This is a genomic window from Microbulbifer sediminum (assembly GCF_021729035.1).
In the GTDB taxonomy this organism is placed as follows: Bacteria; Pseudomonadota; Gammaproteobacteria; order Pseudomonadales; family Cellvibrionaceae; genus Microbulbifer; species Microbulbifer sediminum.
On sequence record NZ_JAJSAP010000004.1, the window covers coordinates 232,664 to 258,013 of the forward strand.

The following is a 25,350-nucleotide window of genomic DNA, read 5'->3' on the forward strand; positions in this document are numbered from 1 at the left end:
GGTAATCTAAAACCCTGTGAATCAACGCCCGAAGGCGTGGTCGCTGCGGGACTCGGCCAGTATCTGCATCAGGTACTCGCCATAGCCGCTCTTGATCAGCGGCTGGGCCTGGGCTTCCAGCTGGGCGGCATCAATAAACCCCTTGCGATACGCCACTTCTTCCGGGCAGGCGATCTTCAGGCCCTGGCGCCGTTCGATGGTCTGCACATAGTGTGCGGCGTCCAGCAGGTTGTCGTGGGTACCGGTATCCAGCCAGGCGGAACCCCGGCCCATCAGCTCCACATTCAGCAGGCCCTGCTCCAGGTAGATACGGTTGAGGTCGGTGATTTCCAGCTCGCCGCGGTGGCTCGGCTTGATCTCCCGTGCCAGTTCGCACACCTGGCTGTCATAGAAGTACAGGCCGGTGACGGCGTAGTTGGACTTGGGCTGCGCCGGCTTTTCCTCGATGCTGATGACCTTGCCGCTGGCATCGAACTCGGCCACGCCGTAGGCACGGGGATCCGCCACGTGGTAGCCGAATACCGTGGCGCCCTGCTGGCGGGCGTCCGCATTGCGCAGCACTTCATTGAAGCGTTCCGCGTAGAAAATATTGTCGCCCAGCACCAGTGCACTCGGGCTGTTGCCCACGTGCTCGCGGCCGATAATAAAAGCCTGCGCCAGGCCATCCGGGGAGGGCTGCACGGCATAGCTGAGATTGACGCCCCACTGGCTGCCGTCACCCAGCAGGTTCTGGAACAGCTGCTGTTCGGTAGGCGTGGTGATGACCAGGATATCCCGTATCCCCGCCAGCATCAGCGTGGTGAGCGGGTAGTAGATCATCGGCTTGTCGTAAACCGGCATCAGCTGTTTGCTGACCCCCCTGGTGAGCGGGTACAGGCGCGTGCCCGAGCCACCGGCCAGGATAATGCCCTTGCGGGCGGAGAGTCCTTTCTCCATTGCAGGCGTGGCCTCCATAGCTTCCATGGTTTTTCCCCTTTCTTGTTGTGCGCAGCGGCGGCTCCGGGCGGGTACGGCCAGAATCATCCCCACAATGATTCAAGTGCCGTGCCACCTTGCCCCGGAGTACTGCTGCTTCCCCAAATTGCGGTGTTGACACCGCGACCCCTTTTGCCTGTTTTCAGGCGTTAAGAATTTTTTGTTCTACGTTGTTTCTATATCAATTGTCAGAAAGACAGCACCGCGGCAGTCCCCACTGCGATACGGTACAGGATCTCTGTGACATCCTTGGTCACCTGCAGCTCGCTGGAATTGATCTTCGGCATCACCATGATCTCGTCCCCCGGCCGCAGGGCGTCACCCAGGCGGTTGTCGAACTTGCTGTCTTCAATGCGGCTGATGGTGCCGTCCAGGTGCAGGATCACCAGTTCATCCTGGTTGGCGTTGTTGGCAAAGCCGCCCGCGAGTTCGATATAGTCTTCCAGCGTGCGCCGGTCGTTGTAGACCAGCGAGGTGGGGAACACCACCTCGCCCACCACGGAGATGGTGGAGGTCTTCACCGGCACCACCAGCTCGTCGCCATCTTCCAGCAGCATGGTGCCGGCGTTGGGCGTGTTGGCCAGTACCACCTGCCCGCGCGGTTGCGCCTTGCGCGCCTGCTTGATAAAGCTCTGGATCATGGCCGCATTGTCTTTCTGGGCGGTCTTTTCCAGGTCGGTATTGGGCTGGCGGGTAAGCACTTCCATCTGTAGCGCATCCAGCGAGCGCTCCAGTGCCACGCGCTGTTTCTCGGCCACGCTTTCACGATACAGCTGGATGGAATCCCGGTCGGCATTGGCCTTGAACTGCAGTTGCGCCAGCAGCTCGTCCAGGGTGGCCCCGTAGGGCAGGACGTAGGTGGCCGGTCCGTCCGCTTCTCCACTGACTTTCACCGAGATGGACTGGATCTCGTTATCGCGAATCAGCTCGACGCGCGCGCCGGGATACAGGGGGGTGCTCAGCGCCTCTTCCAGTGGTACGTAGGTGGCCTGCTGCTGGTCGTCGATCACCTGGGTGATGCGGGCAAAATTCGCCTGCGGATCCGGCTTGGCCACCATCAGCATTTCCGCCAGGTGGGTGCTGGGGCCGATAAATTCGATCTGGGCCGGTTGCTGTACCGCGCCCTCGATGGTCACCGCACCGTTGCGCGGGCCCACCACTATCGCATCGCCGTTACGCAGCTGCAGCGGCGGCATGGCGCCCGCGACCAGGAAGTTATACAGGTTTATTTTTTCGATCAGCCGGCCATTGCGCTGCACTTTGACATCGATAAAGCTGCCACTTTTGCGATCAATGCCCCCGGCGCTGTCCAGGTAGTAGAGAATGGAGTCGGAAGAGTAGCCGTTGTACAGGCCCGGATTCTTCACAAAGCCGGTGACAAATACCTTCACCGGCTGGCTGGCTTCCAGGTTGGCGTAGGCGCGCACATTGTTCTTGAATACACGCTTCACATGACGCAGCACGAACGCGTTCAGTTCGCCATTTTCCACGCCGGCCACATGCACCGGCCCCACTTCCGGGATAAAAATATTACCCTGCGGGTCTACCGGCAGGGTGGCACTGAAGCTGTAGGCCCCCCACAGCTGCAGGTTGATCTGGTCGCCGACGGTGATGCGGTAGGACGGGTTGAAGCCTGCGAACGGCTGGTCCTTGAAGGCGCCGCGAAACAGTGAGGCACCGAATACCGGCACGCCGGTATCCACCGGCATCTGCGCCGCTTCCCCCTCCAGCTGCTGGGTCTCCAGTGTCTGGGCAGTGGCAGTGAACCCGGCGCTCCCCATCAGTGCCAGCAGCAGGATCCCCATGCCTTGTTTCAGTGTCTGTTTCATGTTGTCCGTTTTAATTCGCTTTTTAGCTTTTGTTCTGTTTGCCCATCGACGGGCAAGCCCTGCCCTTCGATGACGGATCAGTAGTTGCCCACTCAGATCCGGTGGTCGCGGATGCTGGAGACCAGCATCTTGCCGATGCCGTAGAGCAACAGCAGAATCACTGCCAGGCTGGCCAGGTTATAGAGTTTGCGCGGATACTCCGCCTCTTCAGGCAATGAGGGCTTACTTACCGTCATCAGGTGCTTGAGGCGGCCCGAGGCTTCCATACGTGCGGTTTCCAGCGCAGCCAGGGCAGCCTGGTAGGCGTCCATGGCGAACTGCAGGTCCAGTTCCAGGTTCTGGAAGTGGGCACTCAGGCTGTTCAGGCGCTGTTCCCCGTCTTCTTCCCCCGCGCCGACCAGGCGAACCTTTTCCGCCTCGATCTGCTGTTCCAGCGCACTGATTTCCGCCCGCAGCGATACCACCTGGGAAGACCCCGGGTTCAGGTAGGTCCTGGCCGCAGTGAGCTTGGCACGCAGCTCGGACACCTTGGCCTCCAGACCCTGGATAATGCTGCTGATGCCCTTGGTCAGCTCTTCGGGGCTGACCACCCTGTTGCGATTCTGGAAATCCAGGATCTCCTGTTTGGCACTGCGCAGCTTGGTCTGTGCCAGTTCCAGCTCCGTGCGTACAAAGGCCACCTGCTTGTCTGCCAGCTGGTTGCTGAGGGCGTTGACGAAGTCCTCGGATTTTTGCGTGAGCACCTGTACCTGCTGGCGGGCGAATTCCGGATCAAATGCCTGGGCGGCAATGGTGATGATGCCGGTCTGCTCGTCGAAGGCTACCGAGACGTGTTCCCGGTAGTACTCCAGGTAATCTTCCTGCGAGGCGTCGGCAGCCAGGCGGGAAAACACATCGTGCTCGGTACTCTGGTAGTAGTCGGACAGGCCCAGCTCCTCATCCAGGAACAGGGCCATATCCAGGGAGTGAATGTAGTTCACCACCAGGTGGGCATCCTGGTTTTCACTGCCTACACCCGGCACCAGGAACCCCAGCGTAGAGGACATACTGGGCTCGGAGCCATTCTCTTTAACGATCAGCTGGGTGGTGCTGACATAACGCTCGGTGACCCAGAACAGGTAGTAAGCACTGACCAGCAGTAACGGCAGCAGCACAAATACCGCCAGCCCCTGCCAGCGACGCCAGCCGCCCGCCACGGCGGACTCGCCCGGCTGGGGCTCATTCGCAGAGAAGCGAGCCATCATGCCCTTTACACTGGCCGCGGCTTTTTTCAGGCCCTGCGCTTCGCCGCCCGCTTGCTTTGCCTCGGGCCCGGACTGTTGCGCCGGTGCGACCGGTTCTTTCGTTTCCATAGGTTCTGGATACTTCCCTGAAATCAGTGATTCGCGGCCGCCGCGGGTCGCTGGTTGTTCTGTTGTTTCTGTTTTGGTTTTGGCAGGCCCTGCTGGTACAGCGCGATGGCCTCTTCGACCGTGTCGAAGATTTTCAGGCCGCCATCCCCCACATAGATGCCCACATCGCAGTTCTTTTTCAGCTGAGGCATGGCGTGGGCGACGATAATAAAGTTGGATGTCTTGCGCTTTTCCGCGATCACCTGCTCGCACTTGTGCTTGAAGTGGGCGTCCCCCACGGACATCACTTCATCCACCAGGTACACATCAAAGTCCACGGCAATACTCAGGCCAAAGGCCAGCCGTGAGCGCATGCCCGAGGAATAGCTTTTTACCGGCGCATCAAAGTAGTCGCCGATTTCGGCGAAGTCCTGCACCCGGTCCAGCACCCGGCGGCGGGCCGAGCCCCAGATGCCGTGGATACCACAGACAAAGGCACAGTTTTCACGGCCGGTCATACTGCCCTGGAAACCGCCTGACAGCCCCATGGGCCAGGAAATACGCTTGTCGGTGATTACCCGCCCTGCATCCGGGTAATCGATCCCCCCCATAATGCGCAGCAGCGTCGACTTGCCGGCACCATTGCGGCCGAGGATGCCGATGTTCCTGTTCTCCGGGAACACCGCGCTCACGTCCCGGAAAAGTACCTTGCGGCCGTGGGGTGTGCGGTAGGACTTGGTGAGGTTGCGCAACTCGATCATCGGCTGCGCACCAGGTCGCGCCACTGGCTACGATAGACCAACAGGCCAAAGGCCAGCATGGCCAGGGAACTGAATGCCAGGTACGGCAGGTTGGCGAACATGCCGTGGTAGCTGGCAAACAGGCCCTCGCGGGTCAGCTCGATCACATGCAGCAGCGGGTTCCAGGACAGGTACGGGTGGTACTCCTCCGGGATCTGCTCCAGGGAGAAGAACACCCCGGACATGAAATACAGAGGGCGCACAATCATCGGCCCGAATTTGGCGGCTTCCGGGTACTTCTCACCCGCAACGCAGAGTGCCAGGCTGAGCCCCAGGCAGAACCCCAGGTAAAGCAGGTTCACTGCCACCAGCAACAGGAAATCATTGAAGGTGGCCGAGACCCCGAACCAGGCCAGGATGGCAAGCAGCGCGACCATGGAAAACAGGTAGATGGAGAATTCCAGCAATACCCGGGTGATCACCGCATCGAATGGCCGGAGCTGGCGGTAATTGAACAGGCCCCGGTTGGATTCCACCGCCGCCAGTGATTTCTGGAAACAATGGGAAAAGAACAGGAATGGCCCGATACCACCGAGCATAAACAAGACGGTGGGAATGCCCGGATAGAACTCCCGACCCATAAAGCTGAAGATGAAGGCCAGCACCATGATGTGCATGGCCGGCTCCAGCAGCACCCACGCATAGCCCAGGCGCCACTTGCCGAAGCGGGTCTTCATCTCGCGTACCAGCAGCGCGTGCACCACGTCGCGCTGGATCTGCCAGGGACTGCGTTGAGTGATGGAGTTCATTTTTTGTTACAGCTTTTTCTTTTTGCTTTTGACGCTGGCATTGGCGTGCCGCCCGGACAGGCTTTCACCAATGCAAAGCCCGGGCCAGACGCCAAAAACTGGCGGCAACCAGCCGGGACACATCAATGACGGCCAACAGTGCCGTCAATGGCAGCCAGCCCCGACATTTTGTGAACTCCCTCTCCTTCCCCTGCTGCAAGGCCGGTTAGTATGCGCGGCCTGCCAGATTCCATTTCCGATACTTGGGGGATTCTAACTCCCGTACCACAGCCACTTCAGCCGTTGTGTGATTACAAGCTATTACAGCGCCTTCCCCTAAAAAGAGGTGCCCTGCGGAAGCAATACCACCACGCCCTGACTCCGAGCACTTCGGCCGGCCACCACTGCTGTAACGAACCAAGGAGCACGCCCCTCAACACATGACGCACCAGGTTGGTGCAAACAAAATGTAAGCAAGCGGATGAAAAACAATCAACTCATCGTGACTGCTTTTGCCAGTAATCCCTTCTTCTTTAAACGCACAAAATACAAACAATGTGCTGCAGTCTGCACCAAAAATGCAAACTGGTTCACAACACCGGCGAGAGTATGCCGGATTATCAGCGGCCAATCCAGCTAGCCCCAGAATAAAATTTGCTGCCATTGCAACGAAGCAGGTGTCTTTAGAATGCTGTGCTCAGGGTAACGCCGCGGTAGCAACCGACAAGCTGGCTTAAATGCCGGTTCGGGAAAACCGTGACTGTCCACTTGGGCGCAAACGTGCGATGACCGGCCCGTCATCCAGGAGACTCGCCCCGGGCAAACCAGGCAAGCTATCTTGATCAGCGGAACCACCCTCCGTTAGCCTCCCCCCCCTCTGGCCTGTGCACTTGGGTTTCCGCCTGGCTGCCACAGTACTATTCTGAGACCCGTTTGGAATCAGCATTCGCGGCCGCAACCCGGGGTAAACTGAAACCCGCCCCCCGGTTCAAGGTTGCATGCTCGTTTCCGTATTCATCCAGCAACGGTGATGAGCTCACCACACTGAAGTGAATCTCTTTCTCGTTCGCATAGATGACCTTGCCCATGAACACGGCAGCTGTACGGACAGGCCGGCCATTCTTGCCCGGCTTCTTGTAAAAAAGCACAAGCTCAACTTCTTCAGCCTGCTCGAGCTGTATGCCCGGTGTCACCTCGCCCAGCGGATAAAGGACCCCATCTCCCATCGCCATGGGTTTCCAACCCTTGAATCCTTTGATGAGTTCCCGCACGCGGATGGCGTGCCCCTTACGGTTCGGACGCAGCGGTTGCGCCTCTGCGTCAGCGGTTTCCCGGCTGCGTTCCTCTTCGGAGACAGCGGAATCCCTGTTCGCCCTGGACTCTTTCTCCCCCTCTTTTTCCACCCCGCGATGCTTGTCCAACGGCGTGGCATCAGCGGGAATATCTTCACCGTCCCCACCACCTGCAAAGATGCGATAAATGGTCTTTACCAGCCAGCAGTCCGGCAAGTACTTGAGCGGGTGATCCACCAGGTCCTCCAGCTGCGCTATTACGTCGGCCAGCGTTCCACCCTTCAGCCCGGCATGACAAGTCTTGCCCAGCTCCACGAAGATATCTCCCCGCACCTTGGCACCCGCACCTAGCTTGCCGCCTGCGCCGATCGCCGGCCCGGACATGAGGTAGAAATGTGGCTTCTGCACCTGCACGCTGCGCAACAGGAACTGGATCAGTTCGTCCGAGCGCTCACCAAGCCTGTTGCCGTAATCACTGAGGTAATCAGCAAGTGCCCTCACCTGCACCAGGGGATCGCTGGCGGAAGGCTTTGGCAGGCCCGAGGGCAGTTCAGGGAGCAGCTCATAGAATCGGGTGGCCAGGTCTGCCAATTCGGAACCACTCATCTTTACCGTCATTTCCGCGTACATTTCAAAGCGGAAACCCAGGCGCGAGGCCTTCATGGAAAACTCGTCACCCAACAGCGAGCGTGCCCCGTGCTGGCGGCGCATGAAGGTCCGCAGGCCCGACCCGCGCATGCCGCCAAGGCTCACCCGGTTCCAGAAAATTGCCGAGTCCAGCTGGGTAAAGATCTGCAGGAACGAAATCGACATGGGCTTGCCTTCGGCAAGCCGCTGCAGGATCTCGGGGATCGAGACCACCTCGCTGAGCGGGAAGCGCAGCTCCTGCCGGCTGGCGGGCCCGGCCAGGTAGTCGTCTTCGCCGGTAAAGCTGTAGACGCTGAGCAGGACGTCGCTGAGCTTGTCGCCCTCATACTGGAAAAGCAGTGCCACCCCAGCACCGAGACTGGTGGGGAGTAGTTGCAGTAGCTGTTTTACTCCGGGAATGGGGATTTCCAGGAGTACCTTAAGCTCGCCCTCCATGGACGCCTTCACGGCATTGCCGGGAATATCCTGCTCTACTGCCACGGTGGCCACGCCCCTGGCGAGGGTGGTAAACCGAACCGACAGGAAGTTGAGCAGGGCCAGCGGATCCAGGTTCAGGTGCTGTACTACGCCGGAGCCATCGCGGGTGAGCATTTTCCTGACTTCCGGGTTGGCAAGCCTCGGTTTCTTGCCCGGCTTGTTCCGCTTCTCTGCAGTGGAGCTCCACATCGAACCGGCCGTCGTCACCCGCCCCTTGCCGCCCTCTTCCGCCGGCCGGGCCAGGCCGGCTGTCGCCTCAACCACACCCTGCCCGAAGGCGCCGATCTCCAGCTTCTTCTTGACCAGATATTGTTCGGCGTACTGCGCCAGAAAGTCATTCAGGAAAGTCCCGGCCACCTGCGTTGTCGGATTCATCATCAGCATGGGGCTGAACTGGTCGACCCAGACACTGAGCAGCGCCGAGTAGAGATCCGCCACCGGCAGCTCGTATTCCTCGATCACCGTACCCAGCACGCCGACTTCCACATTGGCACCGGCCGCGAGATTGACGCCGGTCTGGTGGCGTTTGCTGCCCGTATAGAAGCCGGCACCGACACCAATATCCAGCCCGACCCTGCCGGTCTTGAGGACCAGAACACTCACCTTGTCGCCGGGCGGTGAGCGGGAGATCACGCCGCGCACATGGCCCTCGGTGCGCACGGGCACCCCCCAGGTCACGCCGCCCTGGAAATCAAAGTGATAGCGGCGATTGGGGGGGAACAGCTTGTTCAACAGCGCAATCGCACTGCCCGTCTCGCCGTGTTGCCCGGCCGGGTTGGCGGGGCCGTTGCCGGCCCCGGGGGCACGGCCGCGGGTGGCGGGGGAACCGGTTGCCCGGTCATCACGGCCCCTGTCGGAGGTGCCGCGATCCAGTGTTTCTGCTGGGTCTGCCATGGCTTTCGATGTGACTCAATTTAGAGGGATGCAGGGCTGGCGCCCGGCGGCTTGCCGGCGGGTGCCAGGTTCACCACTGCGTATGGAAAGCGAAGGGTGGCAATGTATCCTGCCACCCTCCGGGTAAGGCCTGTCAGACCTCTACTTCCGCATCGCCGTGCACAACTACCTGCTTGTCGATCTCGGGGTCACCGCGCTCACCGGCCAGCAGGCGGTCGGCCCGGCGCAGGTTCTCCAGCCGGCGCTCCCGCAGCTCTTCCTCAGCCTGCAGGGTGTCGAGGGCGCGATGCTTCAGCTTGAAGTCCTCCAGCAGCGGGTGGGTGCCGGGCAGCGCCTCGATAAACAGCTCGCCGGAGGGCACGATGACCAACTGGCCCTTACGGTCAAGGTTGGCCATGGCCTCTTCCAGTGCCTTCCGCATCCCGGGGCTGAGCACCGGGCGTGGAATATCGAGTGAGGCATTCCGCAGGCGGCATTCGGCGAGACTGGCAATATCGAACGGATCGAACAGCTCCCCCACATGGTCGGGGTCCCGCACTCCCTGCTCATCGTCCAGGTAACCCTGCATCATATAGGTGGTAAGGGCATTGGACTCGCGCATCGGGAAGATCGCGTAGTTGCCCTTGAAACCCAGCAGGTTGTCCACGTCGGCCACCTCGTAAAGCGGACGCTCTTCCCCCATGCGGGGCAACGGGCACTTGATCTCCAGCTCCTCGCGCTCGATGGGCTCGCCATTTTCCCCCAAGCCCACAAGACGCTTGCCGCGGCGACGTACGGTGCAGGGACCGCTGGCTTCGGGCTCGCGGATGGGCAGGTCGTACAGTTCGAAGAAGCGCTGGTCGGGCGGCATGTGCACCCAGATGGCCTGCATGTAGTAGAGGATGTTCTGCTTGATATGCATGCGCAGCTGGTCGATGGCCGTGCGGCGGTTCTGGCGCTCGCGCAGGGCGGACACGTAGCGGCGGGTGGTTTCCTGCACCGAGGCGAGAGAGCCGGACAGCTGGCCCTGCATTTCGGCCAGGTCGGATTCCAGCCACTCCAGCGTCCGGACCGCGGACTCGGTGCGCGCTGCATAGGTGGCGTCCTCGTTCTCTCCGCCAAAAAGCGCCTCCAGCCCCTTCTCGATAAGACCCTCGCTGCCCTGCGGCGCCGTCTTGTACCAGGTGAGGATGTCTCGGGCGTTGCGCCGGGCATCGCTGGCAGAGGCGAGATCACCCTTGAGCTCACGCAGTGCGGACATTTCCTCTTCCCATTGCGCCTGCAGCACACTCACGCCCAGCTCGTCGCCGGAGAAGGTTTCGGTGAGGTAGTCCAGCGCCGGCACCAGGTCTTTATCCAGGAGTACCCGCCGCAGCACCCATTCGTGGGCCAGCAGCCAGTCCTCGTCTATTTCGTGGGGCCTGGGCATGTCCATGGCCACCATGATCACCGGCTGAACGCCGTGTAACTGCTCACTGACCCAGTACTGGCGCTGCAGCTCGTAGAACAGGTAGGTGACGGTCAGCTCGCTGTTGGGGTTGCTGAGCTCACCGGTTTCCTCCATCAGCGACTCTGTGCTTTCCTCGCTGGAAATCTCGATGGTGCGCTCGTTGCGGTATTCGGTCGCCGCACGACGCACGGCCTCGCGGAAGTCCCGCTTGGTGCTGGCCGACTCCCGCGACTGCTGGCCACTGAACTGGATGGACTGGCTCAGGCCACCCTCGCCCACCTGGGGAATCTTGAGTTTCAGCGAGCCCGATGTGGTCATGTCGAAATTGGTGGCGAAGCTGGCCCGCTCGACGATTTCCGCATCGGCGCGCCGTTTATGCTCGCTTTCACGGGTCTGCGAGGACATCGCCTTGCGAACCTCCTTCTCGGCTCGGCTCTGCTGGATATTGCGGCGCTTCTTGTAGGATCTTTTCTCGCCCGGTGCCAGCGGGATCGTCGCTACCAGGTCTCCGGCCTGGTAGGCCTGGGGTTCCCACTTCTGGCGATAGGTGGTCATCAGGCCGAAGTTATAGGTGTGGGGCTTGAACACGTCGAAGCGATACCCCTCCTTGAGGCGCTTGTCGATACCGGCGATCAGGCGGTTGAGACGCCCGAGTTTTGGGCCGCGGTCTTGATCGTCCTCATTGCCCCCAAACAAGACAGCAAGAGGTTTCCAGCTGCGGGCCTTGCCGCGAACCTCACTTACCAGGTCCTGCAGGTCATTCAACTCACTCAGGTCCCGCGGACGATCCAGCCCGTAATCCTCCGCTACTTGGACAGCCTCCTGGTAGAGTTCAGCCATTTCGTCGGCGAGTCCCGAGTCGACCATCGAGGTCCAGGTATTCTCGAACGCGATCTGCAGGGAGTGGAAATCGTGATAGGCGGTCTCGTCGGCCGGGCCGCCCGAGAGCGAGGTGTTAAGGTTGCGGGTAACAGCCTGGGCATCGGGCCTGTTCCCCAGGTTGAAGGGCTCGCTGCCAAGGGCAGCCAGGATCTGGTGCCGGAGCTCCTCCTGTGGTGTGGCATTTCCCGAATTGGCCGTGTTTTCCGGCGTGTGGCGGGCCCCAGCGCCCGAACCAGCGTCCGTCAGGCTGAATGTTTTCTGGTGAAGCAGGCTTTTTGCCTTGCAGTCGCGGCGCGGATCCCTGAAGCGGGTGGCCCCACCCACCAGGCCCTGGTTACGCAGGTAATCGCTAAGCCTGCCAGGGTCAATTGAATCCGGCAGATTGATCAGGCTGCCCTGGGCGTCGAACTCAAAGCGGTCGTCAAGTTTAGCCAGCCGCTCAGGATCGATGCCCACGCTGACACCCGAGACCTGGCCGTCCACTTTTCCGAGACGCTCCATGCCCGATGCCACGCGCTTGTCATTCAACTCGCGCACGTCCCCACTCGGGGAAACGAACAGGCGATCAAACACAGGGCGCTGGATCATCATTTTATCGAGTGCGAATTGCCTGCCCTTGTTGATCCATTCCACATGTCGCGCGAGCAGGTTTTTTCTCGAGATCTTCGGCACCACTTGCGCCTGCTCACTGAGCAGGGACAGCTTCATGGCTTGCATACCGCTCTCGGCAACTGACAATTCAGTCGCCGGTATGCGAATCACAAAATTCTGGTTTCCGCTTGAATACGGATCGGGGCACTCCTGGGAGTAAAGTACTTCACCCTCTGTACCGCCTTTACCGGACACGGCCGGCGAGTGTACCGCCAGGTGCCACGGGTCTTCTGAAGCGGCGGCATATTTTTTATCGAGCGCCAACTGGATGGCGAACTGACCATTGTCACCGGAAACAGCAGAAGCAACCCGGTTCGCCCCCTTTAATGTACCCGGCCGGTATAGCCCGATGACCAGCCCTTCCAGGGGCTTGTTTGTTTCATGTGCGATTAACTTACCGTCAATTGAATACATAAGCTTCCCTTCTTATTGATATCCACGCTTGCAGTCGTATCCCGAGTCCCCGGTCACGCAACCTATGATCGCTTTCGACGAAACGGATAGACAGGACCAAGTCTTCATCGTCGACCCTGTTACACGAACAATTTGCTGCGTTCACGAAGAGGGCTGGTGCCAGTCTCAATGATCCCCTTTTTCCTTTTCAATGGTTTGTAATCTAACGTAATGACTTCGGCGCGTATCACTTCCAGTTTCAGCGGGATACACACCTTTAAAGCGCTTGCGGAATGTCATCCGGGTTAGAAAAAACAGCTGTTTCCGGGAACCAGGGGAACTCTGTTCGAGAGCAGGCGAAAATAAGTAGGGGGAATATCAGGGAGCGGGGCACTTACTTTATCCATCTTGTCTGGCGCTGTTTTCTCCGAAACCTCCCGGTTGCGCAGACTCCGGGACGCCAATAGTCGCGCGCCCGCGGAGAAAGTATCCCGAGGCTATCGCGTATAGAGGTATCCGCCGGCGGTTGGCGACAGGGGAGGGTTTTACAGATGGTTTCGGTTGCTTCGGGGCCAGCAGGCTACAAGGAGGGACACATTCTGACCTATTGCACTGGCTTTCCCGTCCCGCGCAGTCATTTGGATGGAGGTTACGGCTCGACGCTCCGAACGTGGGAGCAAGCTCTGGAAGTGAAATGATTTGCGGGCGCAGCCTGGCCAGTCCTGCACTTTCCCGGGTCCGGCCACATGCGGGCTCGCGCGTGCGAAAGTCCTGCGTCGCCTGAAATACGGCGCATATGAACCGAGAGCCAAACCTCCATCCCCCAGCGACAACGGATACAAAAAAGGCCGCATCCTTTCGGATGCGGCCTTTTTTGTATTTGGTGGAGCTAAGGCTGGGCGCCCCCGCGGCATCAAACCGCTTTCAGCGGTTCGGTCTCTCAGGGTCAGGCCAAATAAAAAACCCCCGCACCTCTCGGTGCGGGGGTCTTTATTTGGTGGAGCTAAGCGGGATCGAACCGCTGACCTCAACACTGCCAGTGTTGCGCTCTCCCAGCTGAGCTATAGCCCCAAATTGGGTTGCCTTCGTTTGAGTTTCCCCTGAAAGCGAGGCGCATTTTAACAGCGCGCCGGCGCCTGTCAACAAGAAAAACAACTTTTTAATCAATCAGTTACGACCGGGGCGTCGCGACTGGTTCCCGGCCGCCCCGCCAGGGGCACCGGGACCGGCCCGGTTTGCCCCCGGAGGCTTACGCCAGGCTGGCATACTCCTTTTCCCAGCGCTTCAGCACCTTCTTGCCGGCACCCCCAAGGACGTCCACGGCCTGGCGCAGGCGTGCGCGGCTGAGATCGGGGCCCAGCAGGACCATGGCATCCATGACCGAGAAGGAGGCTGTGGTACCGCTAATGGCCACGAACAGCGGCGCGTTGAAGTCCTTGAGCTTGATGTCCATGGACTGGGACAGCGCCTTCACGGCCTGGAAGATGCTGTCGCGATCCCAGGTGCGCAGGGCTTCCAGGCGCCACAGGGCGAATTGCAGCAGCTTCTTCTGCTCGTCCAGCTCCAGCTTGTTGCCACTGAAGCTCGCCTCGGTGAGGGGCAGCTGGCCGGAGGCCAGGAAGCTGACCAGGGGGGCGAAGTCGCCGAAGGTCTCCATGCGCTCCTTGGCGTGGGGCAGGACCTTGAGCAGGTTGTCGCGGTTGAACATCCACTGCTGCAGCCGGTCTGCCAGCTGTTCGTTTTCCAGCTCGCGGATCCACAGGCCGTTGAGCCAGGACAGCTTCTCCACATCGAACACCGGGCCGCCCAGCGAAACGCGCATGATGTCGAAGTGCTCCAGCATCTCGGCCAGGGTGAACTTCTCGCTTTCGTCCGGCATGGACCAGCCCATGCGGCCCAGGTAGTTCAGCAGGGCCTCGGGCATAAAGCCGGCACGCTGGTAGTAGAGGATGGACGTGGGGTTCTTGCGCTTGGATAGCTTGGTCTTGTCCGGGTTGCGCAGCAGCGGCAGGTGGCAGAGCACCGGCATATCCCAGCCGAAGTATTCGTACAGCAGCTTGTGCTTGGGAGCGGAGTTGATCCACTCCTCGCCGCGCAGCACGTGGGTGATCTCCATCAGGTGATCGTCCACCACATTGGCCAGGTGGTAAGTGGGCATGCCGTCGGACTTGAGCAGGATCTGCGCGTCCACCTGGGCCCAGTCGATCTCGATAGGGCCGCGCAGCAGGTCTTCCACCACGCAGGTGCCGCTTTCCGGTACGTTCATGCGCACCACATAGGGCGCGCCGGCCGCGCGGCGCTTCTCGACTTCCTCGTCCGGCAGGGCCAGGTCGCTGGGCTTCAGCGCGGTGCGGCCGGCCTCGCGCAGTTCCTCGCGCAGCTGTTCCAGCTCGTCGGCTGTGCGGTAGCAGTGGAAGGCGTGGCCTTTCTCGACCAGCTCGTCACAGTACTTTTTATAGACATCGCCGCGCTCGCTCTGGCGGTACGGGCCGTGCGGGCCACCCACGTCCGGGCCCTCGTCCCAGTCCAGCCCCAGCCACCGCAGGCTGTCGAGGATGGCCTGCTCCGATTCCGGGGTACTGCGCTGCTGGTCGGTATCCTCGATGCGCAGCACAAACTTGCCACCCTGGGCGCGGGCGAAGCACTGGTTGAACAGGGCAATGTAGGCCGTGCCTACATGGGGGTCGCCGGTGGGCGACGGGGCGATACGGGTTCTTACGGTCATGACTAACCTGGTTGTGAACGGGTGTATTGAAGGCGCGGCATTATATCGCCACGGGGCGCGGGGGCACAGTCATGTGGCATAACCTGTACAAACTGACAGATCGATCAAAATAACTCCAAAAAGTGCAAAAAGGGCCCGCAAAAAGCGTGACTAGCGTCACAAAAAAAGTATTATTGCCGCGAAAACCGGGGGGATACGACGCCCGTACCCAATAACCGGTAGCAGCCACAAAAGCTGGCCTGATAACAACCCAACAACGACCTGTTCTATTTAAGGGGAAAATCCATGCACTCAACCCTGCGCAGTGCCCTCGCGGGCCTGATTCTCGCCGTTCCCGGTGTCGTCATTGCGGCTGGAGAAACCGACTTCAAGGATATCCAGGTCAACCTGAATATCCCCGAGCGCATCGTCGTCGACCAGCTCGACAATATCGACCTGTCCGCAGTTGCAGGTACCGATGCCGCCGGAGCCGATGCGTTCTGTGTGGGCGGCACCGGTTTTGCCACTTACTCGATCCAGTTCGACAGCAATGCCGGCGGCGCTACTAATGAATTCCTGCTGGCCAATGTTGCCGATACCAGCCTGACCGTGCCTTACTCTGTCGGCTATAGCAACGATGAGACCGCGACTGACGCCGCATCATTCGCCGACGAGGGGGTGGTACTGCCCGGAAACCTCCGTCGTGACTTCCGCTGTGGTGCGGGCTACGAGAATGCCAAGCTGTTCGTCAACGTCGCCGCCAACGATTGGCAGAATGCCACTGGCGGTGATTACAGCGACACCCTGACAGTCACTGTTGTGGCTGAGTAAGTGCGCTTCCGGCACCGGGTACCGCCCGGTGCCAATGCCCCTCCCCGATGAAGTACCTGATCGTGGCCGCCCTTCTCACTGCCGCCTGCTACAGCTGTCCGTCTGCAGGTGCGGCCGCGTTCACCCTGGAAACGGCTCCCCCGAAAGGCTTCGACGATCTCACCGGGCCCCAGCAACTGGTGGCGGACCTGTATTTTGGCGGCCGCATGCTGGGAGCAACGCAGGTGACGGTGACACCAGGCCGCATCCGCTTTGACGAACCTGCCGCAGTGATGGCCCTGTTGCCGGAAGCGCTGCCCGCGGAAAAGGTCATTCCGTTGCTGCAGGGGGATCATCCCATCAACGCCTACCGTATCTGTCGCCGGGACCAGGCAGCCGGCTGCGGTTTCCTGGAGCCGGAGTCCTTCGCGCTGATCTACGATGAGGATCGCTTCCGCGTCGACCTGTTCTTTGCCCGGCACCTGCTGCCCCGCCGCGCCGCGGTGGAAGATCCCTACCTGCCTGAATCCAGCAGCGACTTCTCATTCGTCCACAGTTTCAGCGGCAGCTGGAGTGGTGTGGAGGGAGACACCAGCAGCGATACAAGCACAGCCACCCTGCTCGGCCGGTCCATCCTCGGTTTTGGGGAGAGCGGCCTGCACGCCCAGTGGGCCACCGGCAACAAGCGCGGGACCGAGCTCTACCAGCTCAACTGGGCGCGCGATTATCGCGGCCGGGCCTGGACGGTGGGCCTGTTGCAGCCGCAACAGGGTTTCAGCAGCTTTGCCGCTGCCCCTTACCTGTACGGAGTGGAGTACCGCACCTCCTACAACAGCCGCACCGACAACCGCCAGCAACAGGGAGCACCGCTGGAGATCAATATGCCGCTGCGCGGCCGGGTGGAGGTTTACCGGGATGGCCGGCTGCTGTACAGCGAACTGCTGGAGGCTGGCAACCAGTTGCTGGACACCTCCGGGCTGCCCGGTGGCGCCTACGAGGTGGAGGTGCGCACCTACGACGAGAGCGGCCGGCCGCTGGCACAGTTCACCCAGTTTTTTGCCAAGGATGCCCTCCTGCCCGCCCCGGGAGAATGGCGCTGGAGCCTGCAACTGGGGCGCCCGGCAGAATTGTCGGAAAGCCTGTTCCCGGCAACGGCCGGGGACTACCTGGCGAGTGGCGGGGTGGCCCGGCGCGTTCATGACAGCGCGGGCATTTTCGCCAGTGCCGCCGCCACTGAAGATGAGCAAGTAGTGGAGATCGGTGCCCGCTGGATCACACCGCTGCTGAGCGTTTCACCAAGCGTTATGCAGACTGCGGATGGTCGCCGGGGCCACCGTCTCCGTGCCCAGCTCACCACTCCCTGGTTCCGCCTCAATGCGACCGAGTCTTACCTGCAGGCCGGGGAACCGGCCGGCTCAACGGAGGAATTTTCCCTGCTCGGCCGGGGATTCCGGCAACGCAGCGCCAGTGCCCAGCGGGAATTCTGGGATGGCCAGCTCGGCCTGCGTTACAGCTCGCGGGAATTTGGCAACGCCGTGGTGGAACCGGAGTTTGTCTTGGACACCGGGCTTGAGGGCGCCAGCCAACTTACCACCGTGGAATACCGCCGCAATATTTTCCGCAGCGGCAACTGGCTGGGTGATCTCACCCTGGCGCACAGCGAAGCCGACGGCCGCGCCTTTACCACCGCAAGCCTGCAGTTTCGTGCACGCGGGGAACACTGGACCCACGGGGCACGGCTACGCAGCGAGCGCAGCCCCGCTGGTTTCGGTAATCGCGCGGGTATGGACAGCACCTGGAACGACCGCGACTTGTGGGCGGCGGAGCTGGAACAGCGTGTAACCGCGGAATCTACGGGAAGGGATCACGTCCTGGGCAGTCGTACCCGCCTGTCGGGCCACCGCGGCTACCTGGAGTCGACCATGCAATGGACGGATACTGCCGATTCGGAGTCTTTCAATTACGTGGGCAGCTTCAGCACCAACCTGGCCGGCGACGGCGAAACCTTTGCCTGGGGAGGGGAACGGCCGTACGAAAGTGCCGTGGTTGTGGATATCGATGGCAGCCCGGAGGAGAACTTTGAGATTCTCGTGAACGGTGTGCGACGCGGTTATGCCCGGGGCGAGCAAAGCTCGGTGGTGAACCTGCCCTCATTCGACAGCTATGAAATCAGCCTGCGGCCACTGTCCGACGGGTTTCATGACTATGCCGAATCGAGCGAAACACTGACCCTGTACCCCGGCAATGTTGCCCGCACGCGCTATCGCATCCAACCGTTGATCCTGGCGCTGGGAAGGATTGTCCGCAACGGCCAGCCAGAGCCCGGGGCCAGGATCACCATCGGCGAATACTCGACTGTCACCGATGAAAACGGGGTTTTCCAGATGGAAATCCACGGTAACCCACGCACCCTTGACATGCCGCCGGTGCGTTGGCGCGACTGTCGCGTGGCCCTGCCCGGGCAGAGCGCCGGCGAACACTGGATCAACCTGGGTGAAATCGATCTGGGCAAGGCGGAGTGCACGCCGGCGAACACCCGGAACCGACAAGGAGGCCAGAGTGATTGAACGGATTCGACAGCGGCTGCTCCTGTGCACGCTGGGTGCACTCACACTGCTGGTAAGCCATGGCACAAGTGCGGCCTGTGATGCCAATGCGTTAATGCAGGCCTGCGATTTCGACAGTCCCTACAGTGCCACCCTCCAGTATCCTGTCACTACACCTGCGATCGGCGATATCGGCTTTCGCATTACGAGTAAGCGCATCAAGAAAAACGGCAGTTTCCAGGACAATAAATACCGTGTCACCGCCTATCCCGATATCGGGTCCGGTTTCACCCTGGTTTCCGAATACGGCGACGAGCTGGCGCTGGCGCTGACCTATAACAACTGGGATGGCAACAGTGAGCTGCTGTCTGCCGGCATTGGCTCCGGGCAAATGAGCGGCACTGTCAGCTACCAACCCGCCTCGCTAACCCTCGCGCGTGCCGACACAACCACCACACCCCGCCCCGGCAGCTATGCCGGCAGCATCCGGCTGGTGTGGGAACCTGCCTTCGCGTGCAAGAGCTGCACGCCCTTTGCCACAACCATCGATCTCACGGTGGTCATCCCGGCCACCATTGCGATCAGCGGGCTGGACGATGTCACGATCGATTACCCGGCCAATAGCCACATGCAAACCTTTTGTGTTTCCACGTCTGCCGGGATGGGTTTCAATATCCGCGCGGACAGTGAAACTGGTGCCGGCCGTTTCGCGCTGCTGGGTCCGGGCACCGGGGACATCATCGATTACCGCGTGGCCGCCGGTGCCGCCAGCGGTATCACTGAGGACCTGGTGGAAGGCCTATCGAGTGCTACGCACTGGCCGGGCGACCCGCTGGATAACTGTGCCAGCGGCGGCGAGAACATGCAGCTTCTTATCTCGGTAGACACCAGTGCGCTGGAACGCGCTGTGGAAACAAGCTATGCGGACAAGCTGACGCTGACCGTCGAAGTGCAGTAACGCCGATCAGCCCGGCACCGGCAGTTCGAGCCGGCGGCTTTCACCGCCTCGGGCCAGCAGTTTCAGGACTCCGCCCGGCTGCAGCGGTTCGCCCAGTGCGAGACCCGCGCCGGCGTAGATGCGCCCCGCCACCCCCAGTGGGCGGCAGGTTGCCGGGGAGGGACAATAGGTGATATCCGAAACCTCGGTGTTGATGTTGCCACGATTGGTGAGTTGCCACCCGGACTGACTCCGCTCCAGGGCCAGCTGGAATTCACCGTCCTGAGGCTGGATAAACACCAGCGCCTGGTAGGCCACCAGGATTTTCAGCGCGGTGCGATCCGTCTTGATATCCCCCACCACCGGTTTGAAAGTCACCCGGTAAACCTTTTCCGTGTCCAGGTCCCGCTCCAGCGACATCAGCCGGAAACGCTTCTGTTCACCCTGGCCCAGCACCGCTTTGGCGGGGTTTACCAGTAATTTGAATTCCTTCGGGTCCACCACCCGCACACGCCTCTCATCGGGCATGCCCGGATTATCGACGCGGTAGATTTCCGTCTGCAGGTAAAGGGTTTCCGCATCGGGGTTGGTCACCACGATATCGTCACGGGAGTTGGGCTGGTCGTCCAGATAGACAATGATCTTGTCCAGCGACATGGCGCCCAGCGCCGGCTGCGCCAGCAACAGGAGGATAGCGACGATATAGCGTTTCATGGCGAAGATGGTACCCATTGATATGTGGGAGACGTTCAGGGCGCCATTCTATGCCGAAGTCCCATGCCGGCAACAGCCCGTCACTCCGCCGCGACAGTAACCGTGAGCACGCCGCCCCCCTGCCCGCTGGCAGGGGCCGGCTGGCCGGTTCGCGGTATCGGGATACAGCCACCTGCCATCCCATCCCGGTTCTTGCCAACAGATCCGGAGCCCACCAGGACGGAATAATGCCTGGCCGGCACGTGGCGAACACAGAATTGCCGACCTGGACGGCCCGCCTCTGGGGACCTCCATTCGCTGACGGCCGGCAGGCGCAGGGTGATACGCACGCTGCCGGAGGCGGAGGCAGAGGTACTGTCCGCCACTGCGACTGGGCAGGCCAATAATGACACCACCGCGACCAGTGCTGCCTTGCCGCACGACATATTCACCTCCGCCCCGGCCAATGGGACAAAACCTGACCAATGCTGTCAGTCTAGACAGGAGCACCAGGGCGCAGTGATCTCCTTGACCCGCCGGGCCGGCGGACACTGTTTTCCGCCCGCCATAAGCTTGCAACCGCGGGTGTACGGTCTATTTTTTCAGTGGGGCCGCCGGCACAGGGCGGCCGCCTTGACAGGCTCGTTACCGCTGGACCGCTTGCGTAGCGCGGCAGCGGCTAACGAAAATAATGCCGCCAGCAAGGTCAGACACTCATGCTCATTGCCCACCGAGGCGACACTATTCGCCAACAGGCCAATACCATCGCCGCCTTCGAGGCAGCTCACAGCCTCGGTGCCTGTGCTATCCACACGGAAATCCAGTTCAGCGCGGACGGCACGCCCTGGTGTCACCATGCCCCCACCCTGCCCTCGACCGGCAAAAAGCCGGTGTCCATCGAAGATCTCCGCGATCGCGACCTGCGCGGCCACGGCCTGAACACCCTCGCCGAGGTTGTGGACTGGGCCGGTCGTCACCGCCACCTGGACTGGTTTGTGGAGGTGGACCTGGCGGTGATGGAGCGCGTGGGGGTCGAGAACACGGTTGGGCAGATCGCGCGCCTGATCCGCCCGGAGAGTGATTCCTTTGCCCTGCTGAGCCGCGATATCCGCAGCCTGCGGATGGCGCGCAACCTGGGCTGCCACCAGGTGGCCCTGAAGGTGGACAGCGTGGCGCAGAGCCTGTCTGTGGGCGTGCTGACCCTGGCCCCGGACTACCTGCTGATTGGCGACAGCCAGGTGGACTGCCCGGAACTGCCACCGGGGCCCTGGCAATGGGTGGTGTACGAGATCAACTCTGCCGAGGAGGCGGTACGCTGGCGGCGGCGCGGGGCGCACCATATCCTGACAGGCAATCTCGCCCTGTTGATGCGCTCCCGGGAAGCCAGTGATGTCTACGGATTTTGATGTACTTGTGATCGGTGCCGGTATCCAGGGAGCCGGTGCCGCCGAAGCCCTGGTCAATGCCGGTTACAGTGTGGCCATCCTCGAGCAGTCGGGCATTGCAGCGGCTACATCATCCCGCTCCTCCAAGCTGATTCACGGCGGCCTGCGCTACCTGGAGACCGGCCAGTTACGGCTGGTACGCGAATGCCTGCGGGAGCGGCAGTGGCTGCTGGACCACAAGCCACACCTGGTCCACATGGTGCCCTTCTACCTGCCCGTATACCAGCACAGCAAGCGGGCCCCGTGGCAGATCCGGCTGGGACTGACGCTCTACTCCCTGCTCGCCGGCGCCAGCCGGGAGTACGCCCGCTTCCGCAAGATTCCCCGTGAGGAATGGCACACCCTGCAGGGCCTGGACCAGGAGGGCCTGCTGGCGGTTTACCGCTACTTCGATGCCCAGACCGACGATGCGGCCCTCACCCATGAGGTGATCAATTCAGCTCTGCACGGCGGCGCGCGCCTTATCTGCCCTGCGAGCCTGGTAGGGGCGGAGCTCACCGATCACGGGCTGCTGGTGGACTATGTGGCCGATGGCCAGCTCAGCACGCTCCATACCCGTGCCCTGGTGAACTGCAGCGGACCCTGGGTGGCATCCACCAACGAGCGCTGCACCCCGGCCGCGCCGTTACCGAGGCTAGATTTGGTGGCAGGCACCCATATCGAGCTGCCCATTATTCTCGGCGACAGCATTTTCTATGTGGAAGCTGAGGATGGGCGCGCCATTTTCGTAATGCCCTGGCGGGGGCGTACCCTGGTAGGCACCACTGAACGCAGCTATCACGGTGACCCCCGCGATGTGGGCCCCACGGTGGAGGAAGAGCGCTACCTTCTGCACACCCTGCAGCGTTATTTCCCACGCACCCGCAACCTGGTCCTGAGTGATATCTGCGACAGCTGGGCCGGCCTGCGGGTACTGCCTCAGACAGAGGCCAGTCCCTTTGCCCGTACCCGCGAGACACTGATTTCCAGCGACGACAGCCGCCACCCACGCGTTCTCGCGGTCGCCGGTGGCAAGCTGACCAGCTACCGTGCCACTGCGCGCAAGATCCTGCGGAGACTGCGCCCGACCCTCGATGGTGGCCTGGGCGGTGGCAGCACGCAATCGGCGGTAAATAACCCGCAGGGCACCTCCGAGAAAGAGCGCAATCTCTGAGCTGTTTCCCGCAGCCCCCTGCTGGCCCGGCTTATGGAATGACGCCCCCATCCCCTATAATGCGCGGTTTGGCCACCCCGCAAACCGACACGCTGTTTTATGTCCGCAAGTTTTTCGCACCGTTTCTGCACCGCGCCCCTGCTCGACTGGAGCGACCGCCACTGCCGCTATATGTGGCGGCTGCTGAGCAAGCGCGCAGTGGTTTACAGCGAGATGGTGACCACCGGGGCCATCATCCACGGCGACCAGGCCCGCCACCTGCAGTTTGACCCCGCCGAACAGCCGGTGGCACTGCAGCTCGGCGGCAGTGACCCGGCGGAGCTGGCGGAATGCGCGCGCATCGCCGAGGACTGGGGTTACAACGAGATCAACCTGAACTGTGGCTGTCCCAGCGACCGGGTACAGTCCGGTCGCTTCGGTGCCTGCCTGATGGCCGAACCGGACGTGGTGGCCGAGTGCCTGGCGGCCATGCGCGCGGCGGTCTCGGTCCCGGTAACGGTGAAGCACCGCATCGGTATCGACGATATGGAAGACTATGCGGGCCTGACCCGCTTTGTGGAGGCACAGGCAGCCGTTGGCATCACCACCTTTATCGTTCACGCCCGCAAGGCATGGCTGAACGGGCTGAGCCCGAAGGAAAACCGTGAGATCCCGCCGCTCAAGCATGAGATGGTGTACCAACTGAAGCGGGACTACCCGCAGCTGGAAATTGTCCTGAACGGCGGCATCAATACCATCGACGAATGCCGCGAGCACCTGCGCCATGTGGACGGAGTCATGCTGGGCCGCGCCGCCTACCAGACCCCCAACCTGCTGGCAGAGGTAGACAGCGCCCTGTTCGGCGGGCAACCCGGCCCAGGCCCGGTGGAAGTGGTAGAACTGATGCTGCCCTATATCGAGCGCGAACTGGCCGCCGGGCAGCGCCTCAACCACATTACCCGCCATATGCTGGGACTGTTCCAGGGGCTGCCGGGTGCGCGCCGCTTCCGCCGCCACCTGAGCGAAAACGCACACAAGAAAGGCGCAGGTGTCGAAGTGGTGGAGCAGGCCCTGGCACTGGTGACCCAGGCCGCCTGACCGCCCGGAGCCCCCAACCGTTCACCGGGGGTTGCCGTGCGCCCGGTTCCCTTCCATGATGGTTAGCCGCTTTTCACCGCCGGAAATCGCTGCACCCGGGCATGGGTGCACCAGGAAGCAGGAAACGAGGTAATACAGGGAGATCAACCATGAGCAAGCTCGAACAACTCAGGCAACGTAGCCAGGTAGTGGCCGATACCGGTGATATCGAGGCCATCCGCCGCTATCGCCCCCACGATGCCACCACCAATCCCTCGCTGCTGTTCAAGGCCGCGCAGCTGCCCCAGTACCGCGACACGATCGACGAAGCCCTGCAGTGGGCCGACCGCCAGGGCGGTGACCAGGCCAGGCTCGCGGCGATGAAACTGGCTGTCAGTATCGGCAGGGAGATCCTGGAGCTGGTTCCCGGCGTGGTTTCCACGGAGGTGGATGCCCGCCTCTCATTCGATACCCGTGCCTCGGTCGAGTACGCGCGCCGCCTGATCGCCCTGTACGAAGAGGCCGGCGTGGAACGCGAGCGGGTGCTGATCAAGGTGGCCTCCACATGGGAAGGCATTGCCGCCGCCTCGGTACTGGAGCGCGAAGGTATCCATTGCAATCTCACCCTGCTGTTCAGCTTCGCCCAGGCAGTGGCCTGCGCCGAGGCTGGCGTCACGCTGATTTCACCGTTTGTGGGACGGATTCTGGACTGGCACAAGGCCAGGACCGGGGTGGACCATATCCCCGCCGAGGAAGATCCCGGGGTAGCCTCTGTGCGCAACATCTACCATTACTACAAGTCTCGGGACTACCCGACGGTGGTGATGGGTGCCAGCTTCCGCAACACTGGCGAAATCGAGGCCCTGGCCGGTTGTGACCGCCTCACCATCAGCCCGCAACTGCTCGACGAACTGGAGCAGGACAGCGGCCCGCTGGCCGCCGGCCTCGATGCCGGGGCGAAAGGCGAGGCGCGCCCGGCCACCCCCCTGGACGAGGCGGCCTTCCGCTTCCAGCTGAACAGCGATGCCATGGCCACGGAAAAACTGGCCGAGGGCATCCGCAACTTTGTACACGACCAGGAGCAACTGGAAACCCTGCTGGCCCAGCAGGCGACCACGGGAGAACAGAACCGGCATGCTGCGACAAATACGTAAGCTGTTCGAACAGATCGGCAGTGGCGACGATGTGGAGGTCAGCAACGATCGGGATGTGCGCATGATCAGCGCCGCCCTGCTGGCCGAGGTGGCCACCGTTGACCAGAAACTGGACGACCGCGAGCAGGCCACCCTGGTGCGCCTGCTGCAGGAGCACTACCAGCTGGGCGAGCCGGAAGCCTGCGAGATGGTTGACCATGCGCTGTCCCACCGGGAACAGGCGACCTCACTGTACGAATTCACCCAGGTGGTGAACGACCAGTTCGACGAGCGCAACAAGTACCTGCTGGTGCGCCAGATGTGGGAGGTGGCGTTCTCTGATGATGTGATCGAGGCATTCGAGGAACACCTGATCCGCCGGGTGGCGGAACTGATCTACCTACCGCACGGGCTCTTCACCCGCGCCCGGGCCGAGGCCCGGGAAATGCGCAACGGGGAGGACTGAGCGCACTCGCCACTGCTGGTCGCGGCCAGGAGGAAAGAGCCGGAAAGGGAGTCGTGCCGGGGGCCTGGGAAAGGTAGA

At 61.7% G+C, this 25,350-nt stretch carries 17 protein-coding genes and 1 tRNA gene; 8 read left to right on the forward strand and 10 right to left on the reverse strand.

Going from position 1 to position 25,350, the window contains the following annotated elements; translation table 11 throughout:
• Nucleotides 1-21: 21 nt before the first annotated feature.
• From rfbA to gltX, 9 genes are all read right to left on the reverse strand, one after another.
• Nucleotides 22-963, reverse strand: coding sequence for a glucose-1-phosphate thymidylyltransferase RfbA (gene rfbA, locus LVD11_RS08445; protein WP_237057893.1), 942 nt, complete (start codon nucleotides 961-963; stop codon nucleotides 22-24).
• A gap of 200 nt (nucleotides 964-1,163) precedes the next feature.
• Nucleotides 1,164-2,804 carry a polysaccharide biosynthesis/export family protein gene (locus LVD11_RS08450; protein WP_237057895.1) on the reverse strand — a complete coding sequence of 547 codons (1,641 nt, stop codon included), beginning with the start codon at nucleotides 2,802-2,804 and terminating at the stop codon, nucleotides 1,164-1,166.
• A 92-nt stretch (nucleotides 2,805-2,896) separates the two neighbouring features.
• Nucleotides 2,897-4,156: a KpsE/RkpR family capsule polysaccharide export protein gene (locus tag LVD11_RS08455; protein ID WP_237057896.1), complete on the reverse strand. Its 1,260-nt coding sequence runs from the start codon at nucleotides 4,154-4,156 to the stop codon at nucleotides 2,897-2,899.
• Between the two features lie 23 nt (nucleotides 4,157-4,179).
• Nucleotides 4,180-4,896 carry an ABC transporter ATP-binding protein gene (locus LVD11_RS08460; protein WP_237057898.1) on the reverse strand — a complete coding sequence of 239 codons (717 nt, stop codon included), beginning with the start codon at nucleotides 4,894-4,896 and terminating at the stop codon, nucleotides 4,180-4,182.
• A complete protein-coding gene (locus LVD11_RS08465) occupies nucleotides 4,893-5,684 on the reverse strand; it encodes an ABC transporter permease (protein ID WP_237057900.1) in 792 nt (263 codons plus the stop codon). The genes LVD11_RS08460 and LVD11_RS08465 overlap by 4 nt, the downstream gene beginning before the upstream one ends.
• Nucleotides 5,685-6,580: 896 nt before the next feature.
• Nucleotides 6,581-8,974, reverse strand: coding sequence for a hypothetical protein (locus LVD11_RS08470; RefSeq protein ID WP_237057902.1), 2,394 nt, complete (start codon nucleotides 8,972-8,974; stop codon nucleotides 6,581-6,583).
• Nucleotides 8,975-9,107: 133 nt separating this feature from the next.
• Entirely contained in the window at nucleotides 9,108-12,350 is a 3,243-nt protein-coding gene (locus LVD11_RS08475) for a hypothetical protein (protein WP_237057904.1), read from the reverse strand.
• Nucleotides 12,351-13,324: 974 nt separating this feature from the next.
• Nucleotides 13,325-13,400, reverse strand: a tRNA-Ala gene (locus LVD11_RS08480).
• A gap of 178 nt (nucleotides 13,401-13,578) precedes the next feature.
• A complete protein-coding gene (gltX, locus tag LVD11_RS08485) occupies nucleotides 13,579-15,054 on the reverse strand; it encodes a glutamate--tRNA ligase (RefSeq protein ID WP_237057906.1) in 1,476 nt (491 codons plus the stop codon).
• Nucleotides 15,055-15,339: 285 nt separating this feature from the next.
• Here gltX and LVD11_RS08490 point away from each other — a divergent pair, with 285 nt between their 5' ends.
• The 3 genes from LVD11_RS08490 to LVD11_RS08500 are packed head-to-tail and all read left to right on the forward strand — an operon-like array spanning nucleotide 15,340 to nucleotide 19,347.
• Nucleotides 15,340-15,864, forward strand: a complete 525-nt coding sequence (locus LVD11_RS08490) for a hypothetical protein (RefSeq protein WP_237057908.1) — start codon at nucleotides 15,340-15,342, stop codon at nucleotides 15,862-15,864.
• Nucleotides 15,865-15,911: 47 nt separating this feature from the next.
• On the forward strand, nucleotides 15,912-18,410 hold the full coding sequence (locus LVD11_RS08495; protein WP_237057910.1) for a TcfC E-set like domain-containing protein: 2,499 nt from the start codon (nucleotides 15,912-15,914) through the stop codon (nucleotides 18,408-18,410).
• Complete coding sequence (locus tag LVD11_RS08500) at nucleotides 18,403-19,347, forward strand: hypothetical protein (RefSeq protein WP_237057912.1); 945 nt, start codon at nucleotides 18,403-18,405, stop codon at nucleotides 19,345-19,347. The genes LVD11_RS08495 and LVD11_RS08500 overlap by 8 nt, the downstream gene beginning before the upstream one ends.
• 6 nt (nucleotides 19,348-19,353) lie before the next feature.
• On the opposite strand, the gene LVD11_RS08505 is transcribed toward LVD11_RS08500, so the two are convergent.
• Nucleotides 19,354-20,040, reverse strand: a complete 687-nt coding sequence (locus LVD11_RS08505; protein WP_237057914.1) for a fimbrial biogenesis chaperone — start codon at nucleotides 20,038-20,040, stop codon at nucleotides 19,354-19,356.
• A 695-nt stretch (nucleotides 20,041-20,735) separates the two neighbouring features.
• On the opposite strand from LVD11_RS08505, the gene LVD11_RS08510 reads away from it, so the two are divergent.
• From LVD11_RS08510 to LVD11_RS08530, 5 genes are all read left to right on the forward strand, one after another.
• A complete protein-coding gene (locus LVD11_RS08510; protein ID WP_237057916.1) occupies nucleotides 20,736-21,425 on the forward strand; it encodes a glycerophosphodiester phosphodiesterase family protein in 690 nt (229 codons plus the stop codon).
• On the forward strand, nucleotides 21,409-22,617 hold the full coding sequence (locus tag LVD11_RS08515) for a glycerol-3-phosphate dehydrogenase/oxidase (RefSeq protein ID WP_237057918.1): 1,209 nt from the start codon (nucleotides 21,409-21,411) through the stop codon (nucleotides 22,615-22,617). The genes LVD11_RS08510 and LVD11_RS08515 overlap by 17 nt, the downstream gene beginning before the upstream one ends.
• Nucleotides 22,618-22,716: 99 nt before the next feature.
• The gene (dusA, locus tag LVD11_RS08520) at nucleotides 22,717-23,694 is read left to right on the forward strand and encodes a tRNA dihydrouridine(20/20a) synthase DusA (RefSeq protein ID WP_237057920.1); all 978 of its coding nucleotides are present in this window, start codon (nucleotides 22,717-22,719) and stop codon (nucleotides 23,692-23,694) included.
• Between the two features lie 149 nt (nucleotides 23,695-23,843).
• On the forward strand, nucleotides 23,844-24,827 hold the full coding sequence (gene tal, locus LVD11_RS08525; protein WP_237057922.1) for a transaldolase: 984 nt from the start codon (nucleotides 23,844-23,846) through the stop codon (nucleotides 24,825-24,827).
• Entirely contained in the window at nucleotides 24,808-25,272 is a 465-nt protein-coding gene (locus LVD11_RS08530) for a tellurite resistance TerB family protein (protein WP_237057924.1), read from the forward strand. Before tal ends, LVD11_RS08530 begins: the two co-directional genes overlap by 20 nt.
• Nucleotides 25,273-25,350 lie beyond the last annotated feature (78 nt).

Excerpts from the sequence above, each read along its gene's own strand:
- LVD11_RS08450 (WP_237057895.1), bottom strand. The coding sequence starts at position 2,804 with ATGAAACAGACACTGAAACAAGGCATGGGGATCCTGCTGCTGGCACTG.
- LVD11_RS08505 (WP_237057914.1), bottom strand. The coding sequence starts at position 20,040 with ATGAAACGCTATATCGTCGCTATCCTCCTGTTGCTGGCGCAGCCGGCG.
- LVD11_RS08455 (WP_237057896.1), bottom strand. The coding sequence starts at position 4,156 with ATGGAAACGAAAGAACCGGTCGCACCGGCGCAACAGTCCGGGCCCGAG.
- rfbA (WP_237057893.1), bottom strand. The coding sequence starts at position 963 with ATGGAAGCTATGGAGGCCACGCCTGCAATGGAGAAAGGACTCTCCGCC.
- LVD11_RS08475 (WP_237057904.1), bottom strand. The coding sequence starts at position 12,350 with ATGTATTCAATTGACGGTAAGTTAATCGCACATGAAACAAACAAGCCC.
- tal (WP_237057922.1), top strand. The coding sequence starts at position 23,844 with ATGAGCAAGCTCGAACAACTCAGGCAACGTAGCCAGGTAGTGGCCGAT.
- LVD11_RS08510 (WP_237057916.1), top strand. The coding sequence starts at position 20,736 with ATGCTCATTGCCCACCGAGGCGACACTATTCGCCAACAGGCCAATACC.
- LVD11_RS08465 (WP_237057900.1), bottom strand. The coding sequence starts at position 5,684 with ATGAACTCCATCACTCAACGCAGTCCCTGGCAGATCCAGCGCGACGTG.
- dusA (WP_237057920.1), top strand. The coding sequence starts at position 22,717 with ATGTCCGCAAGTTTTTCGCACCGTTTCTGCACCGCGCCCCTGCTCGAC.
- gltX (WP_237057906.1), bottom strand. The coding sequence starts at position 15,054 with ATGACCGTAAGAACCCGTATCGCCCCGTCGCCCACCGGCGACCCCCAT.
- LVD11_RS08460 (WP_237057898.1), bottom strand. The coding sequence starts at position 4,896 with ATGATCGAGTTGCGCAACCTCACCAAGTCCTACCGCACACCCCACGGC.
- LVD11_RS08515 (WP_237057918.1), top strand. The coding sequence starts at position 21,409 with ATGTCTACGGATTTTGATGTACTTGTGATCGGTGCCGGTATCCAGGGA.
- LVD11_RS08495 (WP_237057910.1), top strand. The coding sequence starts at position 15,912 with ATGAAGTACCTGATCGTGGCCGCCCTTCTCACTGCCGCCTGCTACAGC.
- LVD11_RS08470 (WP_237057902.1), bottom strand. The coding sequence starts at position 8,974 with ATGGCAGACCCAGCAGAAACACTGGATCGCGGCACCTCCGACAGGGGC.
- LVD11_RS08530 (WP_237057924.1), top strand. The coding sequence starts at position 24,808 with ATGCTGCGACAAATACGTAAGCTGTTCGAACAGATCGGCAGTGGCGAC.
- LVD11_RS08490 (WP_237057908.1), top strand. The coding sequence starts at position 15,340 with ATGCACTCAACCCTGCGCAGTGCCCTCGCGGGCCTGATTCTCGCCGTT.